Annotated in this window: 22 protein-coding genes and 3 pseudogenes; 6 read left to right on the top strand and 19 right to left on the bottom strand. The window is 64.2% G+C overall.

The window, feature by feature from the left end:
• Positions 1 to 21: 21 nt before the first annotated feature.
• The gene (locus tag ACFWAY_RS05620) at positions 22 to 396 is read right to left on the bottom strand and encodes a type VII secretion target (protein ID WP_378510065.1); all 375 of its coding nucleotides are present in this window, start codon (positions 394 to 396) and stop codon (positions 22 to 24) included.
• Positions 397 to 449: 53 nt separating this feature from the next.
• Between ACFWAY_RS05620 and ACFWAY_RS05615 the strand changes: the two genes are divergently transcribed.
• Positions 450 to 992, top strand: coding sequence for a hypothetical protein (locus ACFWAY_RS05615; RefSeq protein ID WP_378510064.1), 543 nt, complete (start codon positions 450 to 452; stop codon positions 990 to 992).
• 57 nt (positions 993 to 1,049) lie between these two features.
• Here ACFWAY_RS05615 and ACFWAY_RS05610 read toward each other — a convergent pair whose 3' ends face one another.
• Positions 1,050 to 2,048: an MBL fold metallo-hydrolase gene (locus tag ACFWAY_RS05610; RefSeq protein ID WP_378510063.1), complete on the bottom strand. Its 999-nt coding sequence runs from the start codon at positions 2,046 to 2,048 to the stop codon at positions 1,050 to 1,052.
• Positions 2,049 to 2,346: 298 nt separating this feature from the next.
• Between ACFWAY_RS05610 and ACFWAY_RS05605 the strand changes: the two genes are divergently transcribed.
• The gene (locus ACFWAY_RS05605) at positions 2,347 to 3,162 is read left to right on the top strand and encodes a glycine-rich protein (protein ID WP_378510062.1); all 816 of its coding nucleotides are present in this window, start codon (positions 2,347 to 2,349) and stop codon (positions 3,160 to 3,162) included.
• A gap of 98 nt (positions 3,163 to 3,260) precedes the next feature.
• Here ACFWAY_RS05605 and ACFWAY_RS05600 read toward each other — a convergent pair whose 3' ends face one another.
• Entirely contained in the window at positions 3,261 to 3,722 is a 462-nt protein-coding gene (locus tag ACFWAY_RS05600) for a CarD family transcriptional regulator (protein WP_378458548.1), read from the bottom strand.
• Between the two features lie 157 nt (positions 3,723 to 3,879).
• Between ACFWAY_RS05600 and ACFWAY_RS05595 the strand changes: the two genes are divergently transcribed.
• Positions 3,880 to 4,512: a TetR family transcriptional regulator gene (locus ACFWAY_RS05595; protein WP_378510061.1), complete on the top strand. Its 633-nt coding sequence runs from the start codon at positions 3,880 to 3,882 to the stop codon at positions 4,510 to 4,512.
• Between the two features lie 7 nt (positions 4,513 to 4,519).
• On the opposite strand, the gene ACFWAY_RS05590 is transcribed toward ACFWAY_RS05595, so the two are convergent.
• From ACFWAY_RS05590 to ACFWAY_RS05525, 14 genes and pseudogenes are all read right to left on the bottom strand, one after another.
• Positions 4,520 to 4,942 (bottom strand): secondary thiamine-phosphate synthase enzyme YjbQ, encoded by a 423-nt coding sequence (locus ACFWAY_RS05590; protein WP_378510060.1) that lies wholly within the window; start codon positions 4,940 to 4,942, stop codon positions 4,520 to 4,522.
• A 128-nt stretch (positions 4,943 to 5,070) separates the two neighbouring features.
• A pseudogene (locus ACFWAY_RS05585) lies at positions 5,071 to 5,394 on the bottom strand (transposase); the annotation flags it as partial.
• A gap of 249 nt (positions 5,395 to 5,643) precedes the next feature.
• Positions 5,644 to 8,046, bottom strand: coding sequence for a hypothetical protein (locus ACFWAY_RS05580; RefSeq protein ID WP_378510059.1), 2,403 nt, complete (start codon positions 8,044 to 8,046; stop codon positions 5,644 to 5,646).
• Positions 8,043 to 8,378 (bottom strand): helix-turn-helix transcriptional regulator, encoded by a 336-nt coding sequence (locus tag ACFWAY_RS05575; RefSeq protein ID WP_181450437.1) that lies wholly within the window; start codon positions 8,376 to 8,378, stop codon positions 8,043 to 8,045. The genes ACFWAY_RS05580 and ACFWAY_RS05575 overlap by 4 nt, the downstream gene beginning before the upstream one ends.
• A complete protein-coding gene (locus tag ACFWAY_RS05570; RefSeq protein ID WP_378510221.1) occupies positions 8,378 to 9,394 on the bottom strand; it encodes a tyrosine-type recombinase/integrase in 1,017 nt (338 codons plus the stop codon). The genes ACFWAY_RS05575 and ACFWAY_RS05570 overlap by 1 nt, the downstream gene beginning before the upstream one ends.
• Before the next feature lie 212 nt (positions 9,395 to 9,606).
• The gene (locus tag ACFWAY_RS05565) at positions 9,607 to 10,578 is read right to left on the bottom strand and encodes a tyrosine-type recombinase/integrase (RefSeq protein ID WP_378510058.1); all 972 of its coding nucleotides are present in this window, start codon (positions 10,576 to 10,578) and stop codon (positions 9,607 to 9,609) included.
• Positions 10,575 to 11,531 (bottom strand): tyrosine-type recombinase/integrase, encoded by a 957-nt coding sequence (locus tag ACFWAY_RS05560; RefSeq protein WP_378510057.1) that lies wholly within the window; start codon positions 11,529 to 11,531, stop codon positions 10,575 to 10,577. The genes ACFWAY_RS05565 and ACFWAY_RS05560 overlap by 4 nt, the downstream gene beginning before the upstream one ends.
• Positions 11,528 to 12,736, bottom strand: a complete 1,209-nt coding sequence (locus tag ACFWAY_RS05555) for a tyrosine-type recombinase/integrase (protein WP_378510056.1) — start codon at positions 12,734 to 12,736, stop codon at positions 11,528 to 11,530. Before ACFWAY_RS05555 ends, ACFWAY_RS05560 begins: the two co-directional genes overlap by 4 nt.
• Positions 12,737 to 12,874: 138 nt before the next feature.
• Positions 12,875 to 13,809, bottom strand: a pseudogene (locus ACFWAY_RS05550) (IS3 family transposase); the annotation flags it as partial.
• Between the two features lie 73 nt (positions 13,810 to 13,882).
• Positions 13,883 to 14,179, bottom strand: coding sequence for a hypothetical protein (locus ACFWAY_RS05545; protein ID WP_378510055.1), 297 nt, complete (start codon positions 14,177 to 14,179; stop codon positions 13,883 to 13,885).
• Positions 14,176 to 14,520: a hypothetical protein gene (locus tag ACFWAY_RS05540; protein WP_378510054.1), complete on the bottom strand. Its 345-nt coding sequence runs from the start codon at positions 14,518 to 14,520 to the stop codon at positions 14,176 to 14,178. The genes ACFWAY_RS05545 and ACFWAY_RS05540 overlap by 4 nt, the downstream gene beginning before the upstream one ends.
• Before the next feature lie 22 nt (positions 14,521 to 14,542).
• Positions 14,543 to 15,898, bottom strand: a complete 1,356-nt coding sequence (locus ACFWAY_RS05535; protein WP_378510053.1) for a hypothetical protein — start codon at positions 15,896 to 15,898, stop codon at positions 14,543 to 14,545.
• A 484-nt stretch (positions 15,899 to 16,382) separates the two neighbouring features.
• Positions 16,383 to 17,072, bottom strand: coding sequence for a tellurium resistance protein (locus ACFWAY_RS05530; protein ID WP_378510052.1), 690 nt, complete (start codon positions 17,070 to 17,072; stop codon positions 16,383 to 16,385).
• A gap of 114 nt (positions 17,073 to 17,186) precedes the next feature.
• Positions 17,187 to 17,606, bottom strand: coding sequence for a CoA-binding protein (locus ACFWAY_RS05525; protein WP_378510051.1), 420 nt, complete (start codon positions 17,604 to 17,606; stop codon positions 17,187 to 17,189).
• 588 nt (positions 17,607 to 18,194) lie between these two features.
• Between ACFWAY_RS05525 and ACFWAY_RS05520 the strand changes: the two genes are divergently transcribed.
• Positions 18,195 to 18,476: a type II toxin-antitoxin system RelE/ParE family toxin gene (locus ACFWAY_RS05520; RefSeq protein WP_378458540.1), complete on the top strand. Its 282-nt coding sequence runs from the start codon at positions 18,195 to 18,197 to the stop codon at positions 18,474 to 18,476.
• 57 nt (positions 18,477 to 18,533) lie between these two features.
• On the top strand, positions 18,534 to 18,827 hold the full coding sequence (locus ACFWAY_RS05515; RefSeq protein WP_378510050.1) for a HigA family addiction module antitoxin: 294 nt from the start codon (positions 18,534 to 18,536) through the stop codon (positions 18,825 to 18,827).
• Between the two features lie 556 nt (positions 18,828 to 19,383).
• On the opposite strand, the gene ACFWAY_RS05510 is transcribed toward ACFWAY_RS05515, so the two are convergent.
• Positions 19,384 to 19,689 carry a hypothetical protein gene (locus tag ACFWAY_RS05510; protein ID WP_378510049.1) on the bottom strand — a complete coding sequence of 102 codons (306 nt, stop codon included), beginning with the start codon at positions 19,687 to 19,689 and terminating at the stop codon, positions 19,384 to 19,386.
• Between ACFWAY_RS05510 and ACFWAY_RS05505 the strand changes: the two genes are divergently transcribed.
• The gene (locus ACFWAY_RS05505; protein ID WP_378510048.1) at positions 19,688 to 19,891 is read left to right on the top strand and encodes a calcium-binding protein; all 204 of its coding nucleotides are present in this window, start codon (positions 19,688 to 19,690) and stop codon (positions 19,889 to 19,891) included. The two genes, ACFWAY_RS05510 and ACFWAY_RS05505, sit on opposite strands and share 2 nt — an antisense overlap.
• A gap of 504 nt (positions 19,892 to 20,395) precedes the next feature.
• Here the strand turns inward: ACFWAY_RS05505 and ACFWAY_RS05500 are convergent.
• Positions 20,396 to 20,779, bottom strand: a pseudogene (locus ACFWAY_RS05500) (ISAzo13 family transposase); the annotation flags it as partial.

Below are 20,779 nucleotides of genomic sequence, written 5' to 3'. Positions count from 1 at the left end.
CGCATTGCCACTCACGTGGGGTCACCAGTCGGAACTCAGAATGCCACCCTTGCGATCGAGCTCGGCCGCGTATGCGTGATCGGTCGTCCTGTACATACTCGCGGCCGACTCCAGCTCCGTCGCGGAGCGATCGGATAGGCTCCCCAGCGCCGCATAGTTCGCATCGAGTCGGTCACGAACCTCTGCAATGGACTTCGTGACCTCGAAGAACGCCCGACCGCTTGCTGTCGATAAACCCAACCACCTGTTGAGGTACGACCTGGCCGGTTCAGTCTGCGCCGACAGTTCTCTCAAGTTGCGCGCAAGCCCGTCAAGAGCGGCCGGATCGACCTGTAATTTCCCAGACAATTGTTCCCCCCGAACGATTCTTCGATGTGCGCCAGAACTACCACACACGTTCCGTCCACGCCGGCCCGTCGGGTGAATCGGCAGACTGCGATAATCCGCGCATGAACAATTCGGGGAGGGTTGACGTGCTGCTCGGCGTGCGGGCGGGCGAAATCGATATCGACAGCGCCGGGCCGGTCACAGCGAACTGGGCCGACCACCTGCTTCAGTTGGAGCGACCCGTTCCGCATGTGTGTGCCGTGCACGGTGAGCCGGAGGTAGATCGCAAGGAAACGACTCTATTGTCCGGCAAGAAGTCGCGATCGCTGACAGGCGGGGATATCGCCTCGGCGGGAAGATACACAGTCTCCATGGACTGGCCCGTCTGCGCGCAGTGCATCGAGCGGCAGAGGCGATGGCGCAGGGCGGCACTGGCAACCCTCGTGGGGTTTCTTGTTGCGGTCGTCGTCCTCTTCATCGCGGCCCAATCTTCCGAGAAGAACGAAGCTGTGCTGTCTCTCACCTTTTTCGTCGCATTCGGACTGCTCTTCGGTGCGGCCAAACTCAACCAGCGTGCGACTCTCTTCACCGGTGCCACGCTGAACGCTGACGGGACGGCGGTCGTAGTGGCACAGGCGCATCCAGAGTTCGCACGTCAGGTGTAGCCGGGCGCACTTACGTGAGTGGCAAAGCGTGCTCGGGCACGCTTTGCCGCTCACGTGTCAGCGGCGGGCGAAGACGGCGGGTTCGCTGTCGGGGACCTGGGCGACGAGGTCGCGGGCGACGAGGTGCCGAAGGTGGGCTGCTGCCTCGGACAGCGCCATTCCCTTGCCCATGGGGGAGATGTCGGCCCACGGCTTGTACCACTTCATGCGCTCGGCGACCTGCCATACGGTGATCTGGTCGTCGCCGAAAGCCTTGTACAGGTGGTCGAGTCGCTCTTCGTGGTGCTCGATGAGTTCCCCGGCCCGGCCTGCGACGTTGTCGATCGGGATGCCGTGGGCGCCGAGGCCGCGGGTGATGTTCATGGTCTGGACGCGGCGCAGTGAGTCCATGAACTCGGCCAGGGCGTCGCGTTCCTCGAGCGGGTACACGAAGTTCCCGACGTGCGGTGTCGTCTTCTGTAGGACGTGGTCGCCGGTGAACATCACGTCGGCGTCTTCCAGGTAGAAGCAGACGTGGCCGGGGGTGTGGCCCGGGGTGTAGACCGCGCGCAGGCCGCGGCCGGTGAGGGCGATGAGTTCGTCGTCGACGAGGACACGGTCGGGGGCCGAGTCGGGACCGGCAGGCGGTTTCCCGGACGCGGATTTCTCGAATGCCTCGAGGTCTGTCGGGGCGGCGCCGGCCCGCGTCATGTTCTCCTTCTGGAAGTCCATCCACTCGGGGCCGTGACCGGTCGACATGTGCTCGAACATCCCGTGATCGGATTCGTGCATCGCAATCCACGCCCCGGAGACCTCCCGGACGCGACCGCACAGACCTGTGTGGTCGGGGTGGAAGTGGGTGAGTACGACGCCTTCCACATCCTTGACCGAGTGCCCGATGGCCTCGAGTCCGGTGGTGAGGCCGTTCCAGGCGTTGTCGTCGTCCCAGCCGGCGTCGACGAGGATCAGACCGTTCGGGGATTCCATCGCGTACACGAGCGTGTGACCGAGGGGATTGTCTGTGATCGGGACCGGAATCTGGAAGATCCCGTCACCGATGGGCGCCGCGTCGTTCATATGCATACCTCGTTGCCTAGAGGAACAAATTAGTTCTACTTACCTTCATACTGACCTTTCGGCGCGAATTGCGATACCGCGGGTCCCGGTTAGCGGACCGCCATGACCCGTGACCAGGTGTTTTTGTGTGAAAGCCGACCGTGAGACCGGAACACCCACTGGAACCCGGACGCTGTGGAATGCTCCACTCGGACCAGCTTTCACAATGCTCGCGTTGCGACAGGAGACTGCTTTGACCGCAAACCTCGTTCGATCACGCCGCCGGTGGTATACGACCGGAATGTGTGGCCTTGCCGTAGTGGGTGCCTCGGGACTCCTTGCCCCCAGCGTGGCGGTTGCAGCGCCGGCGGCGTTGCCTGCCGGCTGTGTGCAGGGCGCCGGCACCCAGGTGACCTGCACGTTCACATTCACCGGCAGTGCGCAGTCGTTCACGGTTCCCGAGGGCATTACCAGCTTGGCGGTGACGGCAACGGGCGGACGTGGTGGAAACAGTAAAGAGATCCTGGGCGGCCCCGCGGCCGTCGCAACCGGACAGTTGACGGTCGCCGCGGGTGACGCGCTCTACATTCAGGTCGGCGGCAACGGCGGTGACGGCAGCGGCGTCGCCGGATACAACGGCGGCGGAGCCGGCGGCACCGGCGCGAGTGGTGGAGGCGGCGCGTCCGACGTTCGCACCGGGTCGGGTGAGCTGGCGGATCGTCAGATCGTTGCCGCGGGCGGGGGCGGTGCGGGCGACACCTACATCGGTGGCGCAGGCAACCTGACCCCGACCGGACCTGCCGGTCAAGCCGGCGGCGGGGGTGGAGGCGGTGGCGGTGGCACGGACGTCGCTGGTGGTCTCGGAGGCAACGGTGGCACCGACCCGCATGGTTCGCCGGGTGAGGCCGGCGTCGGTGGTGCCGGTGCAGGCACGGGCGGCGGCGGAGGCGGCGGATGGTTCGGCGGCGGAGGCGGCGCGGAGAACTACGGCGGGGGCGGAGGCGGCGGCGGATCGTCGTACGCACCGGGCGGGACCTTCGCGGCTGCTGCGGCGGACGCGGCACCCACCGTGATCATCACGTACGGGGCCGGTTCGGGAACAGGGTCGCTCGGAAACCTCTTCGGCAGCAGCTGATCTCGACTCCCGCGCTGGAGTCGTGACACGCAGCAAAGTGACACACGAAATCGGCAGCGGCCCCGGACTTTCGTTCGGGGCTGCTGCCGATCGGGTCGTCAGACTGCGGCGACGGCCGCGGTGGAGGCGGTTTCGTAGATCGCTTCGATACGCCGCCGAGTCTCGTCGGGGTCGGACTTCATCGCGAGGACGAGTTCGGAAATGACGAGCTGCATCGCGTGCTCGAGCTGCCGCTTCTCGCCGGCCGACAGCGGCTTGACCTGCGAACGCGTCATCAGATCGCGGATGACTTCACTCACCGTGAAGATTCCGCCCACGGTCAGCTTTTCCTGGTTGGCCTTGAACCGCCGGGACCAGTTCGACGGATCGTCGACCGTCGGACCACGCAAGATGTCGAAGACGCGACCGACTTCGTCGTTGTTGATCGCGTTCCGCACGCCGATGGCTTCGGCTTTCGCTACCGGGATCTCGATGGACAGCCCGTTCTGGGCGACTTCGAACTGCACGTATTCGGTGGGCAAATCGTTGAACATCCGGGTCGTGAGCTTTGTGACCGTCACCGACCCATGGTGTGGGTACAGGAAAATATCACCGATATTGAGATTCATAGATTACCTACCCTTCACATACATTATGGCACACGCTGCCATATTGACAACCGCTGACCAGGTGAGGACCATCACGGGTGTGTGCTCCTACCGATAACGAAGGCCGTTGATGACCAGACTCGAAACGCTCCGCGTGTCACCGAACCCGACCGTCATGCCGGGGTTGCGGGAACGGCGACGTGAGCAGACGAATGTGGAAATCAGCGAGACGGCGCTCACCCTGTTCGAGCGCAGCGGTGTCGAGGCCACGACCGTTGGCGCGATCGCGCAGGAAGCGGGCCTATCGCAGCGAACCTTCTTCCGATACTTCGCTACCAAGGAAGAGGCCGCGCTTCGGGATCACTGGGCGTTCGAGGCGGTCCTGGCTGGAGGGCTCGATCAACTCGACTCGGAGGTCTCGCCGAGGCTCGCGTTGGAAACGGCCTTCGCTGCTGCTCTGACGATGTACTCGGACAGTTCGTCGATCGCCTGCCGGCGATTGCTGCGGGTGAACAGGCTCATCAAGAAGGAGCCGGCGCTGCGGGCCGAGCTGGCGCGCGAGAGTGTGCGGCGGACCGCGGCTCTTGTCGATGTGGTGTCGAAGAGGTTCGACTGCGCCGACTTGCAGATTCGACTGGCGGTCGACGTGTCGACCGCCGTGCTCCGGGCGGCGTTGGAAACGTGGGTGGACCAATCGTCCACCGACGAGACGGCGAGTCTGACCGAAATCTATTCCTTGGCAAGGGGACTCGCGCGGGTGTGATCGTCCCTCAGGCGCCGGCTCGCCCGGCGAGGAAGCTGAATCGGACGTGTCGCACCGGGTTGTCGACATTGGTGTCGACGAGGCACACGGATTGCCAGGTGCCCGTCGCGAGTGCTCCGTCGAAGACGGGCACGGACGCGTAGGGCGGTAAGAACGCCGGGAGTACGTGGTCGCGGCCGTGCCCGTGGCTGCCGTGGCGGTGGATCCACCGGTCGTCGCGGGGAAGCACTTCGTCGATCGCCCGCAGAAGGTCGTCGTCGCTTCCCGCGCCGGTCTCGATGACGACGAGTCCCGCAGTGGCGTGTGGCACCCACACGTGCAGGAGGCCATCGCGAGCGCCGGCCGAGGCGAGGAACTTCTCGATCTCACGTGTCAGGTCGTGCACCACCGGCTCAGCGCCGGTGCGCACCTCGATCTCGGTACTGAACATAGTTCCGACGGTAGCGCCATGCCCCGTGACAGTCGATCGGAACGTGTGCGGCCTTCGCAGACGCGGCTGTGTCAGTCGCTGACATGTGCCGGTGGCGGGCGTTCCCCCCGAGATGTGGACACCAATTCCTATGCAGCGGTGGCCAGCGTAGCCGATCGCTGCTCGAACTTGATCGGACAGATCTGACCGAGGGTGGAATGCCTCCTTCTGGTGTTGTAGCGCGTGATCCAACGGAAGACTTCGGCGCGAGCCTCACCTGCCCCGTTCCAGCGCTTCCGCCCCTGCAGCGTCTCCCGTTTCAACGTCGCGTTCAGCGACTCGGCAGCCGCATTGTCCGCCGACGTTCCGACCGCACCCCGCGATCTGGTCACTCCGAGCTCGCGGCAGAGGTCAGCGAACTTGGCCGATGCGTACTGGGATCCGTTGTCGGAGTTAAACCGAACTCCGTTTAACTCGGATTATGCCGAGGTTTTCGTTAAGCCGAGGAATCAGGGGCGAGTCTGGTCAGTTGCCTGTTTCTGTCGGACTTCGGCTTAACGATTCAGGTTCATCGCAGACTGTAGAGGGCTTGCAGTGTGTCTTCGGTGAGGTGGTGTTCGGCGGGGTCGCCGGGTGTTGGGGTGGCGGCGTCGATGGCGGCGCGCATCATGTCGATGGTGGCGAATAACGGTGACGTCGGATATTCGAACTGTCCGAATGCCTCATGCTCTCGATGATCGTCGGCTGATCTCGGCGGCGTAGTTGGTCCAGTCCCCGGCGGACAGTCGCTGCCATGTGACGGCGACATCGGTGTGAATGCCGAGGGTGCGGGCCAGGATCGCAGCGGGGATCTCGGTGGCGAGCTGAAACAGGGCGGTGCTGCGGTCGGCGCCGGGCCGGATGCCGAGCTTGTTCAGTCGCTGGACGAGGTGACCGGTGCTGATGGGCCGGCCGGGCTGCCCGCCCGGGAACAGCCAGAGCGATGGTGTCAACGCACCGATTGTCGCGTGACCCTTGCGTTTTGCGGCAACCGCTTGTGCAAGCTCGTCAACGGGGTGGGGAAGATAGATGGGTGAGGAGCCCAAATGCAGCCGGACGGCGCCATTGCTGTCCTCGAGGTCGACGATGGTCATCCGCGAGATTGCTGCCGAGGTTTGGGCGTAGAGAAGCACGAGCAGGCCCGCGAGCCGGTCTTCGGCCTTGATGGTGTCGTCGTGCAGCAGCCGCCGCGCGATGTCCCATCGGTGTTGGTCATCGAGCGGCCGGGTGGGGCCCATCCAGCGGCGGGCGGGGATGCGGACGCTGATCAGCTTGTTCTTGTGGGCCCAGCGTATGAAGTGCCCGGCGGAGCCGCGGTTGACCGCGGTGTTGTCGGTGAGCCATTGGTCGAGGTCGGCTTGCCGACAGGTGTCGAGGGCGAGCTGGTGATCGGTCAGCCAGTCGAGGAAGGCGACGGCTCCGTAGGTGCGTTGCCGGACCGAGTTGAACTGCTGGATCGTGGTGACGGCGCCGTTGTTGCGTTGCCGCAATCGGCGGACGAGCTGCCAGGTTGTGTAGCGGTGCAGAACGCTGCGCTGTTCGGGATCCGACTGGGCGGCCACCACGCGGCCGACCAGCCGCTCAGCGCGGATCATGTGCTCGTCACGTTCGGACAGGGCGCCGACACCGACGAGGACCTGCCGCAGGTGAGCGAGAGCCTGGCTGTCGGGCAGTTCGTCCAGCGCTTCGTGCGTCAGCGCCCGCCGACCGGCGGCGAGGTCGGCTAGGACGGGCGCAACGGACTTCTTCCTCAGCCATCGCATCGCGGTGATCGGGTGCTCGGCTGTCGCGATGTTGTTCCGCAGCGCTTGCAGCCCGGGATGCAGAGACGCCGAAGGCGGGCCCAGGATTTCGTTGAGGCCCTGGTTGATCACGCATCGGACGCATTGCCCGGGATGCGGGTGGGCGGGGTCGCTGCAGGTCGGGCAGTCATGCCAGACGGCGAGGGCGGTGCAGTCCTCGCAGCGCGGCTGGTCCAGGGTGCCTGAGACGATGGCCGCGGTCCGGCCGCAGGAACGACACCGTGCCGTGCGACTCTGGCAGGCAGGGCACCACGGTCGTCCGGTGGTTCGGGAGGTGCCGCAGGGCTTTTCGTCGCCGCAGATCGAACACACAGCGGTCGGGAGGGGCGGGCAGGTTACGCAGATGGGGCCGTCCGGCGTGCGGGTGCTGACTGGCCGGCGGCGCCCGCAGTTGAGGCAGACTTCGAGGTTGTCGGGGTCGGCGACCAGGCAGTTCGGGCAGAGTGGCCGGCCCTGTCCGTCTCGTGTCGCGGGCTCGCGGTTCGCGCCGCAGCGCGCGCATTCTTCGACACGGCTGTGGGCGATGCAGGTGCGGCAGACACGTTGTCCGTCGAGGGGTTTGTCGATCCGGACGACCCGATGGCAGCGGGGGCATGCCGGTCGGACGATCCCGGCGACGTCCGCGGCGTGAAGGGCCTCGATCAACGGAACGATCGCCCGAACGGGAGCGAGATAGCCAGCGCCGGTGAGCAGTTCGGGTTGAGCTTCCAGTGCCCAGCCGATCCTGCGCTGATGGGACGGCCGGGAGGCGAGCTTGCCGACCGCGGCGGCGATGAGGTCCCGGTCGACGTCCGGGTCCAGCCGAGTGATCACGCTGTGTATGACGCCGATCGGGTCGCGGTCGTCGCGGTCGGGGCATCGGGCGCAGCGGGGCTGCCCGGCGCGGTCCCGGGTCGCGGCATGACGCTGCCGGCCGCAGGCCGCGCAGGTCAGTGGCCGGATGCCGCAGGACCCGCAATACCAGTCCTGACCGCGACGCTGCAGGGTCCGCAGCGGTTTGCCGCAGCCAGCGCAGACCGGCGGAGAAACCTCCGCGCCCGCCTCCCGCAGAGCGATCAGCAGATCCCCGATCGCCCGGGGCGCCGGGGAACGACCGTCGGTCAAGGTCGCCGAGCGCTCGGCGAGAAAGGCCGCCAGCCGCCGCGACTTCGCCCGCCCGCCAGCGACTCCGGTGACGACGGTCCGGACCTGGTCCGCTGTCAGCCGACCATCGACCGCCAGCACCAGGTCCGTGACGAACCCGACGGGGTCCGAGATCGCGCGACCGTGGTCAGCTGCGGTCACGACGGGCCGGCGCCGCGGATCCGCGCCCGCCGGGGGCGTAGGTCTCCGATGCCGGCCTCGGCGCCGACAGCCCTCTTGCCGCGCGTGGTGGCTTCGGCGGCAACGGCCGGTTCGATCAGGTCGTCCATGGTGCAGTCGAGGATGTCCAGTAGCGCCATCAAGATTTTCAGGCTCATCCGTTCGGGCCGTTCGACCACGAGCCGATAGACCTGGCTCGAGGACAAGGTGATGCCGCGTTTGTCCAGCGGTTCGATCAGGTCGGTGGTTTGGAACATGCCGCGGTCGGCCATGACCTTGCGCAGGTGCCAGTGGTAATCGAGTTTGGCGGGCATCATCGATCCTTTCCTGCCGGGGCCAGGACGGGCGCCAGCGCCTTCTGCAGCATGGTGTTCATGTAGTCGGTGCTGACGTGGGTATAGATAGCCGTGGAACTGTCGCTTTCATGCCCGACCTGCGATTGGATGAATCGACGGTCGGCTCCATCCTCGGTGAGGTGGGTGACGTAGGAGTGCCGGGCGCTGTGCACGACCAGCGCCTTCGGGAGCTTGAGCGCATCCCGGTAGGCGACGAAGCGGGCGTTGATCTCCGCGGGCTTGATCCGCCCGCCGCGCTCGGTGACCCAGAGCGCCGGATGATCGGGGCAGCCGAACCGGGGCCGGACGTTCTCGACGTAATCGACCACGGCTTCCACCGCCCAATCCATCACCGACAGCACGTTCCGCCGCCGCGGCGGCTGGCCGCGTTTCGCCTTCCCGTAGCGGACGTTGAGTGTGCCGAAGCGGCCGAACTGCGGCGCCGCCGGGTTGCGACCGAAGTCCACCAAGTCCAATTTGGCCGCTTCGGAGCGGCGTAGGCCCCATCCGTATATGACCTTGAAGATCGTCGCATCGCGGTAAGCGGCAAGGGCCCCTTTGCGTTTCGCGCGCACCGCGCGCTCGACCTGATCGTCGGCGTAGTCGAGGAACCGTTGCATCTCCTCCCGGGTGAACGGGCGCGCCTCCGGTCGGCCCTCGTAGTCGTTGAGATGGGCGATCGTGTTCCACTCGTGGCAGATCGCCACCGGATGGGTGCCGAACGCTTCCTCGCACGCGACAGCCCACCCATATCGGCCGTCGACCAGGTACTCACTGAACAACCGCAACCCGCACTGGTAGCCCCGGATGGTCGACGGCGCCAGGTGCTTTTCGCTGGTCAGCCAGAGCGACCATTCATCGATATGCGTCGGGGTCCACTGCCACGGATAGTCGTTGACGAACTCCATGAACCGCCGAACCAGCTTCTCCCGGGCCGTGATCGTTTCCTCTCGCAGCCCGCGGGCAGCCTGCTGGGCGCGCCAACCACGAAACATCGCTTCCGCCGTCGCATCCTGCGGGCGCAACTGCGCCACCCCGGATACCAGCTCCAGATGAGCCGCCCCAGCGAGGTCGACCTGCCGCAACACACACTCCTCACGCCACCGAACAGTGCGAGAATCATGCATCAGGCGGGATAGTTGGGGCAAACCGGCTGGCCAACAGGCGTTCTCTCGTCACCGCTGCGGTATTCTCACCCTGCTTCCCATCAGGCCACCAGCAGATTTTCGCCCGTCTGATGCAATTCCCGAGAGTTTGCGTAGAAGGCGGCGGTTGTCGAGCCGTTTTCGTGGCCGAGAAGTCGCATGATGATCGGCAGTGGGATGCCGTGCTGGTAGAGGTCCATGGCCTTCGTTTTGCGCAGCATGTGGCAGTGGATCCTGGCCGGCATTGTGGGGCAGGTTGTTCGGGCGGTCGCCGCGGCCTGTTTGACTACGGCCGCGATGGTGTCGGCCGACAGGGCGACGGGATGGCCGTCGCGGAGGCTGTAGAACAGCGGATGGGTAGCGGGCTGGCTCACGGTGTTCGGGTGGAATTCTTTCAGGTAGACGCGTAGGTGCTCGATCGTCTTGTCGGTCAGGGGCACGATTCGGGTCTTGTCGCGTTTCCCGGTGAGCGTGAGGTGCCCTGGTTTGGTCAGCGACAGGTCGGCCAGTGTGAGGGCGGTGATTTCGCTGACCCGGGCGGCGGTGTCGTAGAGCAGGATCAGGAGCATTCGGTTGCGGCGTGATTTTGCGGTGCGCCCGGTGAATGCGGCCAGGATAGCTCGCGTCTGGTCTTCGGTGAGATATTCGATCGGTGTTTTCGGGGCGGCAGGTGCCTTGAGGGTTCGTGCCGCCTGGCTCAGTGCCATGAGGCTGACGTCCTCGGCGGCGGCGTAGGCGAGAAAAGCTTTGAGGGCGCTGATCCGCAGGGTGATGGTTCGCGCTGAATATTGTTTGTCGTCGGCGAGCCAGATCATCCATGCTTTCAGATGTGTTCGGTCGAAGTGGTCGAAGCTCACCTGTGCGCGGTCGATGTGCTCGTGGTTGGTGAGGAAGGTGAGGAAGCATTCCAAGCTGATCCGGTAGGCCTCGACCGTTTTCGGTGAGAGTCTGCGGATTGTGGGCATGTAGGTGTGCAGGAAGCCGCGCGCGAATGTGTAGAAGTCCGGCGCGCCGGTTGTGGTGTTGCGTTTCATTCGAATCCGACCTCCGGGAGCAGCGAGCCGGCACCGGCGGTGATGTGCCCGTAGGCGTCCATGAAGCCGGGCGAGGTGTGTATGTAGTAGTAGGTCGACTCGACCGTTGCGTGACCCATGTAGGTCGACAGATACGGCAACATCGCGCCGACGTCGATGCCGTCGGCCATCCATCGTTCGATGTTGGCGTAGGCGAAATGGTGACGGAAATCGTAGGGCCGGGGACGCTGTCCGCTCGCTGGTCGCGCCAAGCCGGCGGCGTCCCAGATCCGGTTGAACATCACCCCGACCGTAGCGGCGGTGACCGGCTGGCCGGTCGAGGAGGTGAAGAACGTTTCCCGCCCGGCACCGATAGTCGATCTCGAGGTGTCGTCGCACGCTGCCAGCACGTCGGCGACATCACTGGTGATCGGCAGTCTGCGGCTGCGTCTGCCTTTGGACCAGATCACGTCGATGTGCCGGCCCGGAAGGTCGACATGCTCGACCAGCAAGTGGCGGACCTCGCAGGTGCGGAGGCCCGACGAGTGCATCAGAGTGAAGAATGCGCTCGCCTGCCACCGCCACGGCGATGCCGTGTTCAGCTGTGCCGCGGCGGCGAAGAACGCGTCGATCTCCTTGGCAGTGAGCAGGTAGGGACGGGCGGGCACGACCGCGGCCTTCCACCTGTCGGAGAGCACGTAGGCGTCTGTGTGCCCAGTGGCACGCAGAAAGCGGCCGAGGTCGCGGATGTATGACATCCACGACCGGTACCGGCCGGAGGTGGCCAATTGCGCTGTCACCCAGGCTTCGACGGTCTCCTGATCGAAAACGGTCCGCTCGTGCTCGGTGCAATAGGAGTCGAACTTCTTCAGATACCAGATCCGCGAGGCACCGTCGAAACCCATCGCCCTTTTGAACTCGACGTACTCAGCCAACTGCGTCGCGAACGCGCTGGTGAATCCGTGGCCGTTCATGGCCGTGCGCTTTGCGGCACCGGCAGCACGCACCGGAGCAGCCGTTCGTCATCGATATTCATGTACTTCTTGGTCGATTCCTCGCTGGCGTGACCGAGCACCGCGGCGATGGTCGGCAACGGGGTCGCGGCCCGCAGCATCCGAGAGGCGGCGTTATGCCGCAGAAGACGGGTTCCGCCCTTGGCATCGGTCACCTCGGCAGCGGTGAACACCGTCGCAGTCACCCGGTGGATCGAGGCGTGATCACGAAGCCGAACATGCGGTGCCACCCGGCGCACGAACAGGTGATCGTCTTCTGTTTCGGGCCGCTCATGCACAACATAGTCGGCGAGCGTCGAGGTGAGAAGGTCGATCAGCGGGACGGTGAGCGGGTTGCCCGTCTTTTGCTGCACGAGCGAGATCGTCTGCCCCTGCCAGTCGATATCGCCCCGTCGCAACGCGATGATGTCGCAGGCCCGAAGCCCGGTCGACAGTGCCAGCAAGGTGATCGCGGCGTCACGAACGCACACGACGCCGGACGTGCACGCGGCGATGATCCGCCGATGATCGTCGTCACCGAGGACCGGCACTAGCGGATGGGGTCGTTTCACTCCCGCCAGATTGACCGCGTCGATCAGATCTGTCCGGCCCATGAAGGTCAGGAATGGGCGGAGGTTCGACACCCCGCAGAACAACGAGGATTTCGCCCACCTCGTCGCCAACGAACCCAGGAACTCCAGAACGGTGCCACCGTCGGCATCATCGAGTTCGACGGTTCCTCTCGATTCGAGAAAACACAGGTAGCCGCGGGCCATCCGGCCATAGGCCTCACGCGTTGCTGCAGCCAAACCGCGTTCGGCCATGTCCGAGTCCCACGAATCATTAAGCACCACGAACTGACCCGATGTCGGCCGCGGACCGCCGCCGCCGCGCCCACACATCGACAGGTCGACCCGTCCGGTGGTCACGTAGGAGTCGAACAGGGCTACCAGTCGTCGGTAGTCGAACCTGCGCTGCGCGCTGAACCGTCCCGTGCGCGGGCTGGTCGTCATCGACGCGAAGCCAGCACCCAACGCTGGCGTATAGACATTTGCACCGCGTCGCTTCGCGTATTCGGTGAGCGCCTTGATGGACTTTCCGTACTGCCCGATCGTCGATTCCATGTAGCCGACCGAACGCAACTCGGCAACAACAACCGCACCGATCGTGGTGATCGTCGTATCCATCGCCGTCTCCTTCCCATAGGGGCATGGACACGACAAACGTAAGCCAGACAACCGATCGTTAAGCCGAAGGAATACTCAGAACGTCTAAGCAGCACAGACAAACTCACAATTCCTCGGCTTAACGAAAACCTCGGCATAATCGCTGTGGAAAATTGACCCATCGATCCCTGCGGCGCCGCGACAGGCAGCGGCCGCCTGTAACGCGTCGGTGACCAACTCGGTACGCATGTGGTCGGCGATCGACCACCCCGCCAACCGTCGGGAACTCAGGTCCAGCACCGTCGCCAGATACAGAAATTCGCCGTCACCGACTGGGAGGTAGGTGATGTCGCCGACGTATCGGGTGTTCGGTGCGCTCGCGGTGAAGTCCCGCCGGATCAGGTCCGGCACCGCGGCCGCGTCTGGATCGGGGACGGTGGTGCGCACCGGTTTGCGCAGGTGCACGCCGACGATCCCGTGCTCGCGCATCACCCGCTCGACCCGCTTGTGGTTCACCTCGATCCCGGCCTCGCGTAGTTCGGCCGTGATGCGCGGGGCACCGTAGGTGCCATCGAAGTCTGCATGGATAGCGCGGATCCGCGCAGCCAGCTCCTCGTCGGCGCGGGCACGGGCCGCCCGGGCCGGCGCAGAGGTCCGCCACCGGTAGAAGCCCGAGCGGGAGACTTCGAGAATCTGGCACAGCCACTTCACCGGAGCGGTGTCGCAGTGGTCGTCAACGAACTGGAAGCGGCTCACCAATTCGTCTCGCCCGCGAAATACTTCGCCGCCTTACGCAGGATCTCCCGCTCGGTTTCGAGTTTCCGGATCTGGGCCTTGAGCTGCTTGTTTTCTTCCTCCAACACGGACTCGGACGATACCTCGCCCGCCCGGGACGCCGACCGCGCCGCCCCGCCGGCCCGGAGCTCGGCCGTGGAAGTGCCGGTGCGTTTGCGTTCGGCCCGCACCCAGTTGCGCAGGGTCTCGCGGCTGACGCCCAGGTCGTTGCCGATGCCGTCGAAGGTGTGGCTCGGATCGGACAGGTACAACGCGACGGCATCGGCCTTGAACTCCGCCGAGTACGCCTTCATCGCCATCAGTGACATCTCTTCCTCTGGGACCTTCACGACCCAGTGTTCACGATGTCCTCACTCAGGGGGGAACCCCCGGCTACCCGAAGACTGCACCCAATACGTGACCTATCCCTGCCACGATCGGAATCGCCAGCAACGCGCAGAGCGGCGTCAGCAGCCCGATGAGTACTCCAAACGCGATGCGTCTATAGATCTGTCCGGCAACAAAGAACGCAATCATGATGACGAGCCCGACAACAAGAGCGGCCCATGCCCAGGCTGGTGTGCCCGAATCGGTCGACGGATTCACGATTCCGACGACAAGGAGCACGAGCGTAGTCGCCATTGACAGATAGGTGGTGGCACCGAACCAGGTGGCAGTATTCTCGGTCACGGAGCCACCGCATACTGTGCATCAATGTTGATCGCGAAGTGAATCGCCGCGAACTCCACGCCGACTATCGCCGCGGTGACAATGCCCAGTGCAAGTCCACGCCGGGCCGCCGATCCGCTCGCGAACAGCGCGACCGCAACCAGAATGCTGATGACGGCTTCGGTGCCGATGGCGGCGAACTCGACGGCAACGTCGGCCGGGTCGCCCGGGAAGAGTGCACCCACGATGGGAGCCACAGCAAAGAATCCTGCGACGACGAGTGCGAGCCACGACGGAGTGCCGAGAGTTGCAGCTCTCCAGTAGCCGGGGCCGGTTGTCGCGGCCCTTCTCAACACATTCATCAACATTCGACCTATCTTCTGGTCACTTCACGCGCGGCGGATTGTCGGTGCTGCCCAGCGCCGTGCTGGGAAGATCGGACACGGTGGGAGGGATGCGCCCAGCCCATTCCTGAACGTGCTGAAACTGTTCCAGCGCACGTTCGCCGCTGCCGATGTCATGGTCGGTCCAGAGGTTGAGCGCCGGCCCCCATGGTTGGCCTGAGGCAGCGGGATCCACGGCTACCGTGTGCGCTGTGCCAGTGGGATCGTCTTGGTACACCTCGAAAGACGGATAGTCGGCGCGCGTTCCATTCACCGTCACACCAGTCGAACTCCCAGGCTGCATCTGTCCTGGCGTGATCACCACATCGCCGTGCACGGTGGGCATTGCATCGCCTGGTGCTTCGAATGGTCCGACTTTCGGATGGAACGGGTTCGCTGCTTCGTACTTCAGGCGGACTGATCCGTCGTCCGCCTGCCACACCTCGGCGTCCGGAGACCCAGCCTTCACTTCACCGTTGGTATCGACCGACGGGTTCTGCCGCATGACGACGATGCCGTTCTCATAGTCGACATATGTGGTTACTCTGCTGTTTTCGGGATCGAAGTCGGGACTGTTCGGTCGATTGTCTCCCAGGTCGTAGTACGGCCGGTTGAACACCGAGTATTGCTCGATGAAGCTACTCGTCCGAACGACCCCTTGGCCCGGTACCGGGTCGATGTGTCCAACCTTGATTTCCGGCTGCACTCCTTGGTACTTCTCTGTGTAGCTGTTCGGATTCAGCACGGTGGCGGTGTGCCAGTCACTTGGCGAGAGCGGGCATCGCCCGAACATGTCATTGAACGCTTCAGCTGAAACTTGATCGCGGGCTTCCTGCGTGCCGACAACATGTTCTGTGCCCGAGGAATCGAGCCCCTCAGGTAGTTGATTTCCGCACGCCCGGATCTCGACGGCGGCGTAGCGAATCTTCTTCGCGGTGTCATCCGCGACCACCATGAGCTCCCGCAACGCGGCAGCGATAGCGGACGAATGTTGCTCAGCCTTAGCGGTATCGCCGGCAACGGACCAGTCATCGGCCACAGTGCACTGGTCGGCCTCGGCCTCAGCTGTTTTGGTGCTGACAACAGTCAGATGAGAAACAAGATTGTTCGCACCCTGATCGAGCACATCTGTGAGCTCAAAGATCTCGCGCGATGTCCGTGCACCGATATCGCAGTCGGTTCCGATCCGGTCGTATGCCGCATCGTACGATTCGCCGTGCCAGTGACTTCCCGCATTCTGGATCCCGCGCATTCGATCGAGCTGACTTGTGTAGTCGGCGTCTCCTGCTCGCAGGCGCGCGGCGAGATCGAGGAGTACGGCCGGCTTCCATCGTTCGATCTCGCTGCGCGTCGGCATCAGGGCTGAGCTCCGATTGCGTTCAGTTGCGATCGGAAGTCGTCCTCCGAAACTCCGAACTCGTGCGCGTTCCCGGTCGCGACTGCCGCGATTCGCCTCGTTCGCTGCGCCATTCGAAGATATGCGCCTTCGATGAACTCGCCGGCCTCATCGAGTGCAGCAGGGACGTCGCAGCCAGGCATGAAGTCGCCTGCCGTGTTGATCGAGTCACGGACCTCGATGTCATCGATCGTTTCGCCTACGTCATACATCGATGAAGCGAGCACGCGCAGCTCTGTTGGATCGACCTTCACGATATCCCCCCGAAGTGTCCCCTCACCTCACGCTATCCGGATCCCCTCGATCCGACTTCGCAAGGCCGCGAGGAGTCTATTCGACGCCCAACCCTGGTGCCGACTGCGGGTGGATGCGGCATGGCCTGGTTACGAGTTCACGTGCGGGCCGACAGTTCGAGGCATCACGTCCGCCGCCACCGCCATCTCTGCTACTTGCGCCCGGCCGCCCATTTCATGCCCCAACCGTAGGTCTTGTCTAGATCGGCCTGGCTGCCCTCGACGTATTTCACTTCGCGGGTGACGGTGATGCCCTGTCCGGTGTTCTGCAGCATCGCGATGGCGCAGATGCGGGCGGAGCTGTTCGACGAGTCCAGGCGCACCTCCACCTCGGGGCCGCTGGTGGGGTAGAGGGTGACGACACCGTCCACGGCTGCCCAGTTGGGTGCACCGTCGTAGATCATCGCGAAGATGAGGATGCGCTTGAACATCTCCGGTCGGTCGAGGTTGATGCGCATGTTCTCGCCGCCGGTCACGGTGCCGGTGCGGTCATCGGCGTCGAGCTGGATGAACGGCGGGCCCTGCAGTGAACCGAAAGTGTTGCCGAGTGCCTGGACCACGCCTTTCGACCCGTCGGTGAGTTCGTAGAGGCAGCCGAGGTCCAGGTCGATGCCGTTGCTGCCGCCCGCGGCGGCCGCAAGCTTCGCGAAGAAGCCGGTCTTCTTCGGTTGCGGCGTTGCGCCCGTCGACCAGTTGAGGTTGACCCGCATCGCACCCTGCCGCTCACCCGACTTCGTGAGGCTGACGGAAGGCGCGGCCTTCGACAAGGTCACCTTGCTCAGGTTGACTCCGCCCTGCGGTGCGGCAGGAGTGGAGGGGCGTCGGGTGTAGTCGATGGCCACAGGTGGGAACCTTCCGATTGGCTGAGCGGCTCGCGTCAGACCGTTGTCCGATTTGCACGATTTCGGTCCAGAGTAGCCGTAGCCGCGCGTGGTCGGACTTCAGCCCGACAACGGTCACGCTGATTCCCGCGCACCCCACTCGATCGCTGGGCAGGTGTCCATCACCATCGCAACGCCCTGTGCGATCGTTCGCTGGAAGGCGGCCTCGTCGATGACGCCCAATTGAAACCAGACGCCTTTCGCGCCCACTTCGACAGCTTGGTCGGCGAACTCGCCGGCGGCCTCCGACTGGCGAAAGACGTCGACGACGTCGATAGCGAACGGAACGTCCGCGAGAGTGGGGTAACCCTGCTCGCCGAGCACCGTCGGAGCATCAGGGTGGATCGGGACGATGCGCTTTCCTCGGCGCTGCAACAGCTCCGCGATCCGGTACGCCGTCCGGTCGGGGTTGCCGGAGAGTCCGACAACAGCCCACGTGTCCCAGTCGTCGAGCATCGACGAGACAGCTTTGGAGTCCTGCCAAGAAGTTCCCATGATCACAAACTACAGAGCCATCACGTGCGGATGCAGAGGCCGCCGATTCCACCGCGGCTGGGCGTCTGAGATGCCGAGGCCTGACTCAACTCGCGTGACGACACAGGCGGATCCGGGCAGGTCGACTTCAGCTCGGCAGAGTTTGCACGGGCTAGTTCGGTCAATCGACCATCCAGGCTCCTCGAAAACCACCCCGCTCGCGCATCGCCGACTGCCGCACAGTGGTTCGGACGACGCGCGACCCAGGCCCAGATCGGCGCGATGAACGGAGTCGGCAGGAAGGTGGCGGGTCGGCTGGCGCGCACCCGGCATCGCGCCGCGCACCGGTCGGGCCCCCGTCGATCCGGCATGGTTCCACGACCAGTGCGTCAACCAGCTGGCCGTAGACGAGTTCTGGGTTCGTAATTCATCCAGGGCCTTCGAGCCAGGTCAGGATCGGTGGGGCAGGTGGTCGAACGCGGTTCAGCCGGGGCGAGTCACTTGCCGCCGCAGTCGTCATCGACGTGGATGCCTCGAGGAACTCGCGTCGGCATTGCTGGGACACGTATAACGTTATGCGTTATTAACGCAATGCGTTATGCTGGTCGGGTGATCGAATCGTTCGCCGATAAGGAGACCGAGCGGGTCTTTCATCGGCAGTTCTCGAAGAAGCTCCCGCAGGATATTCAGCGGATCGCGCGCCGGCGCCTCCTGTTGATCGACGCGGCCACCGACGTCAACGACCTGCGGGTGCCCCCGGGTAACCGCCTGGAGAAGCTCTCCGGGGACCGGGTGGGCCAGTTCAGCGTTCGGATCAATGATCAGTACCGCATCTGTTTCATCTGGCGCGACACTGCCGCGTACGACGTGGAGATCACCGACTATCACTAACCGCCTGAGGGGAGCCGGCGCTCCATCCGACCAAGAACCGACCAAGGAGCATCGACAATGACTGCAGACCTGAGCCCCATTCACCCCGGTGAGATCCTCCGTGAGGATTTCCTCGAGCCTTTCGGAATCACACAGAACCGCCTTGCCACGATCATCGGTGTTCCGCCGCGGCGGATCAACGAGATCGTGCTCGGAAAGCGGTCGATCACCGCAGACACCGCGCTGCGGCTGGGGAAGGCGTTCGGCAACAGTGCACAGTTCTGGCTCAATATCCAGGACCGCTACGAGCTCGACATTGCGGCCGAAAAGCTAGGCGACACCCTAGCCAATATCACGCGTCTCTCGGTATAGCCGGGGGCAAGAAGGAGAAGTCGCGAGCATCGTTGAGGATGCCGCGCGACGTTCGCGGAGGTCTTCGCGGAACCGGTGGTTCTCCGGCCACGTTGATCCAGATATGGTCGAATGCTGACGCTTCGGTGCGCCGTGGGGGCAACCGCGCGCGGGGCCTTGGCGGCTGGATCGCAACAAACGAACGGTTGAACAGGATGCTTGCAAAGCACCCAACCGATTTCGGTGCGACCTTCACTCAGGTGGACGACCACTCCGAGCTTCGACAACAAAGAAGCAATTTTCGCATCCCATCTGTCCGTGTGCATTTCGAGTGGCCGGCGGGTCCTCGGAGCGGCACTGCAGAGAGATCCGCAGGAATCCGTTGCTGAATTGGGTTAATGTCCGGCCCGTCTGGTATTAGTTTCAATCATCGCACTGACGCTGCGTGGATAGGACAACGGTTGCGTCGGTGCAACTCATACGTATTTCCGCCTGCTATTACCGACAGGCGAGAATCAGCAAGTTTCCGGGCAGGTCGCCCGCATTTCTGAAAGGGCACTGCCGTGTCGATTGATGTTCAGCCCGCCGACTCCAACTCGACAACGGGACGCCGGGTGCGCAGGGCACGACGGCCGTTGTTCTCCTCGATCGTCGGATGCGCGGGCATTGTCCTGGCGGCCGCCAGTCTTGCTGGCTGCGGTTCGGGTGAGTCCTCGTCGTCGGCATCGGCGACCACCACGACCACCACGACCGCGCGGCCGACGACGACGGTGCCCATGACCACTCCGGTCGCGGTTGCGCCCGTGGCTCCGGTGCAGCCTGCGCCTGTAGCGCCGACCTCGAGTGCCCCCGTTCTGGTGCCGATGCCTGCCGTGGTCTGCATGAACCTGCAGACCGCGCAGAACACGATCCAGGCGGCGGGGGTCTTCTTTTCGCGCAGCGCCGATGCGACCGGTGCTGGACGGATGCAGGTGCTCGACTCGAACTGGATTGTCGTGGGTCAGCAGCCGTCGCCCGGTGCACTGGTCGGCGAGGGCGACGCGGTGCTGTCGGTTGTGAAGATCGGTGAGCCCAGCAACTGCTGAAGCGCTGACGCCGACACCGCTAGGGCCGAAAGTCCCTATTTGTCCCCGGCGGTGTCGGTTGAACGGTGTATTGACCCGGATTCATTGGGGCGCAGTTTATTAGCTAGCTCACCACTGCGGGCACGGTTATGTGTTACGTCGGGTTTGTCTGGTACTAGTTTCAACTAACGCGCTCGGGGTGGGCGGTCGGCCGAAAGCGGGTGGTGTTGTCATTCGCCTGAATGAATCTCGACCCCTCCGACGCGTTGATCGAGATACGTGTCGGAGGCGGGGTGTAATTTCAGCAGCATAGTTTGACGTTCAAGGAAACGAGGGGGACGGGCGCGCGTGATCGACGCCGCCGATTCGGATGCGGCCGACGTGCCGCCCGCCGGGCGACGCTCGCTGTCGCGGCATGTGCACTCGCTGTGCCGCTTATTGTTTCATTATCACTCGTGTAACGCTCGTCGCCAACGTCGCGATGGAATGTTCGATCACCACACTTAGGGCTTGTGATGAATTAATCTAGCTCGGTTCGGGCGTGTCGTCCGGTGCGGGATGGAGTGTGTAGTTCCACTCGCCGTGGAACTCGTGGCGCGTCAGGATGCCTTCGTTTTCAAGGGCTTTCATCTCCTTATCGGGGATCTTGACACCCTTCGGATACTCGGCCTGGTCGAGTTCGGCGCGGACGGTCAGTCCGGTGCTGGTGGTGGTCGCGGCGATGGTCTCGACGATCACCTCGTGACTGGTCAACGGCCGCCCGCGCCAGTTCATCGAGATATGGGAGAACAACCGGTGTTCGATTTTGTTCCACTTGCTGGTGCCCGGCGGCAGGTGGCACACGGTGATCCTCAGGCCGGTGGCGGCGGCGAACTTGGCGAGTTCGGTCTTCCACAGCCGGGTGCGGTA

The organism is Rhodococcus sp. NPDC059968 (assembly GCF_042738615.1).
Taxonomy (GTDB): domain Bacteria; phylum Actinomycetota; class Actinomycetes; order Mycobacteriales; family Mycobacteriaceae; genus Rhodococcus_F.
Note: the sequence above shows the minus strand (reverse complement) of the source record. Positions and strands in the feature narration are given on the sequence as shown.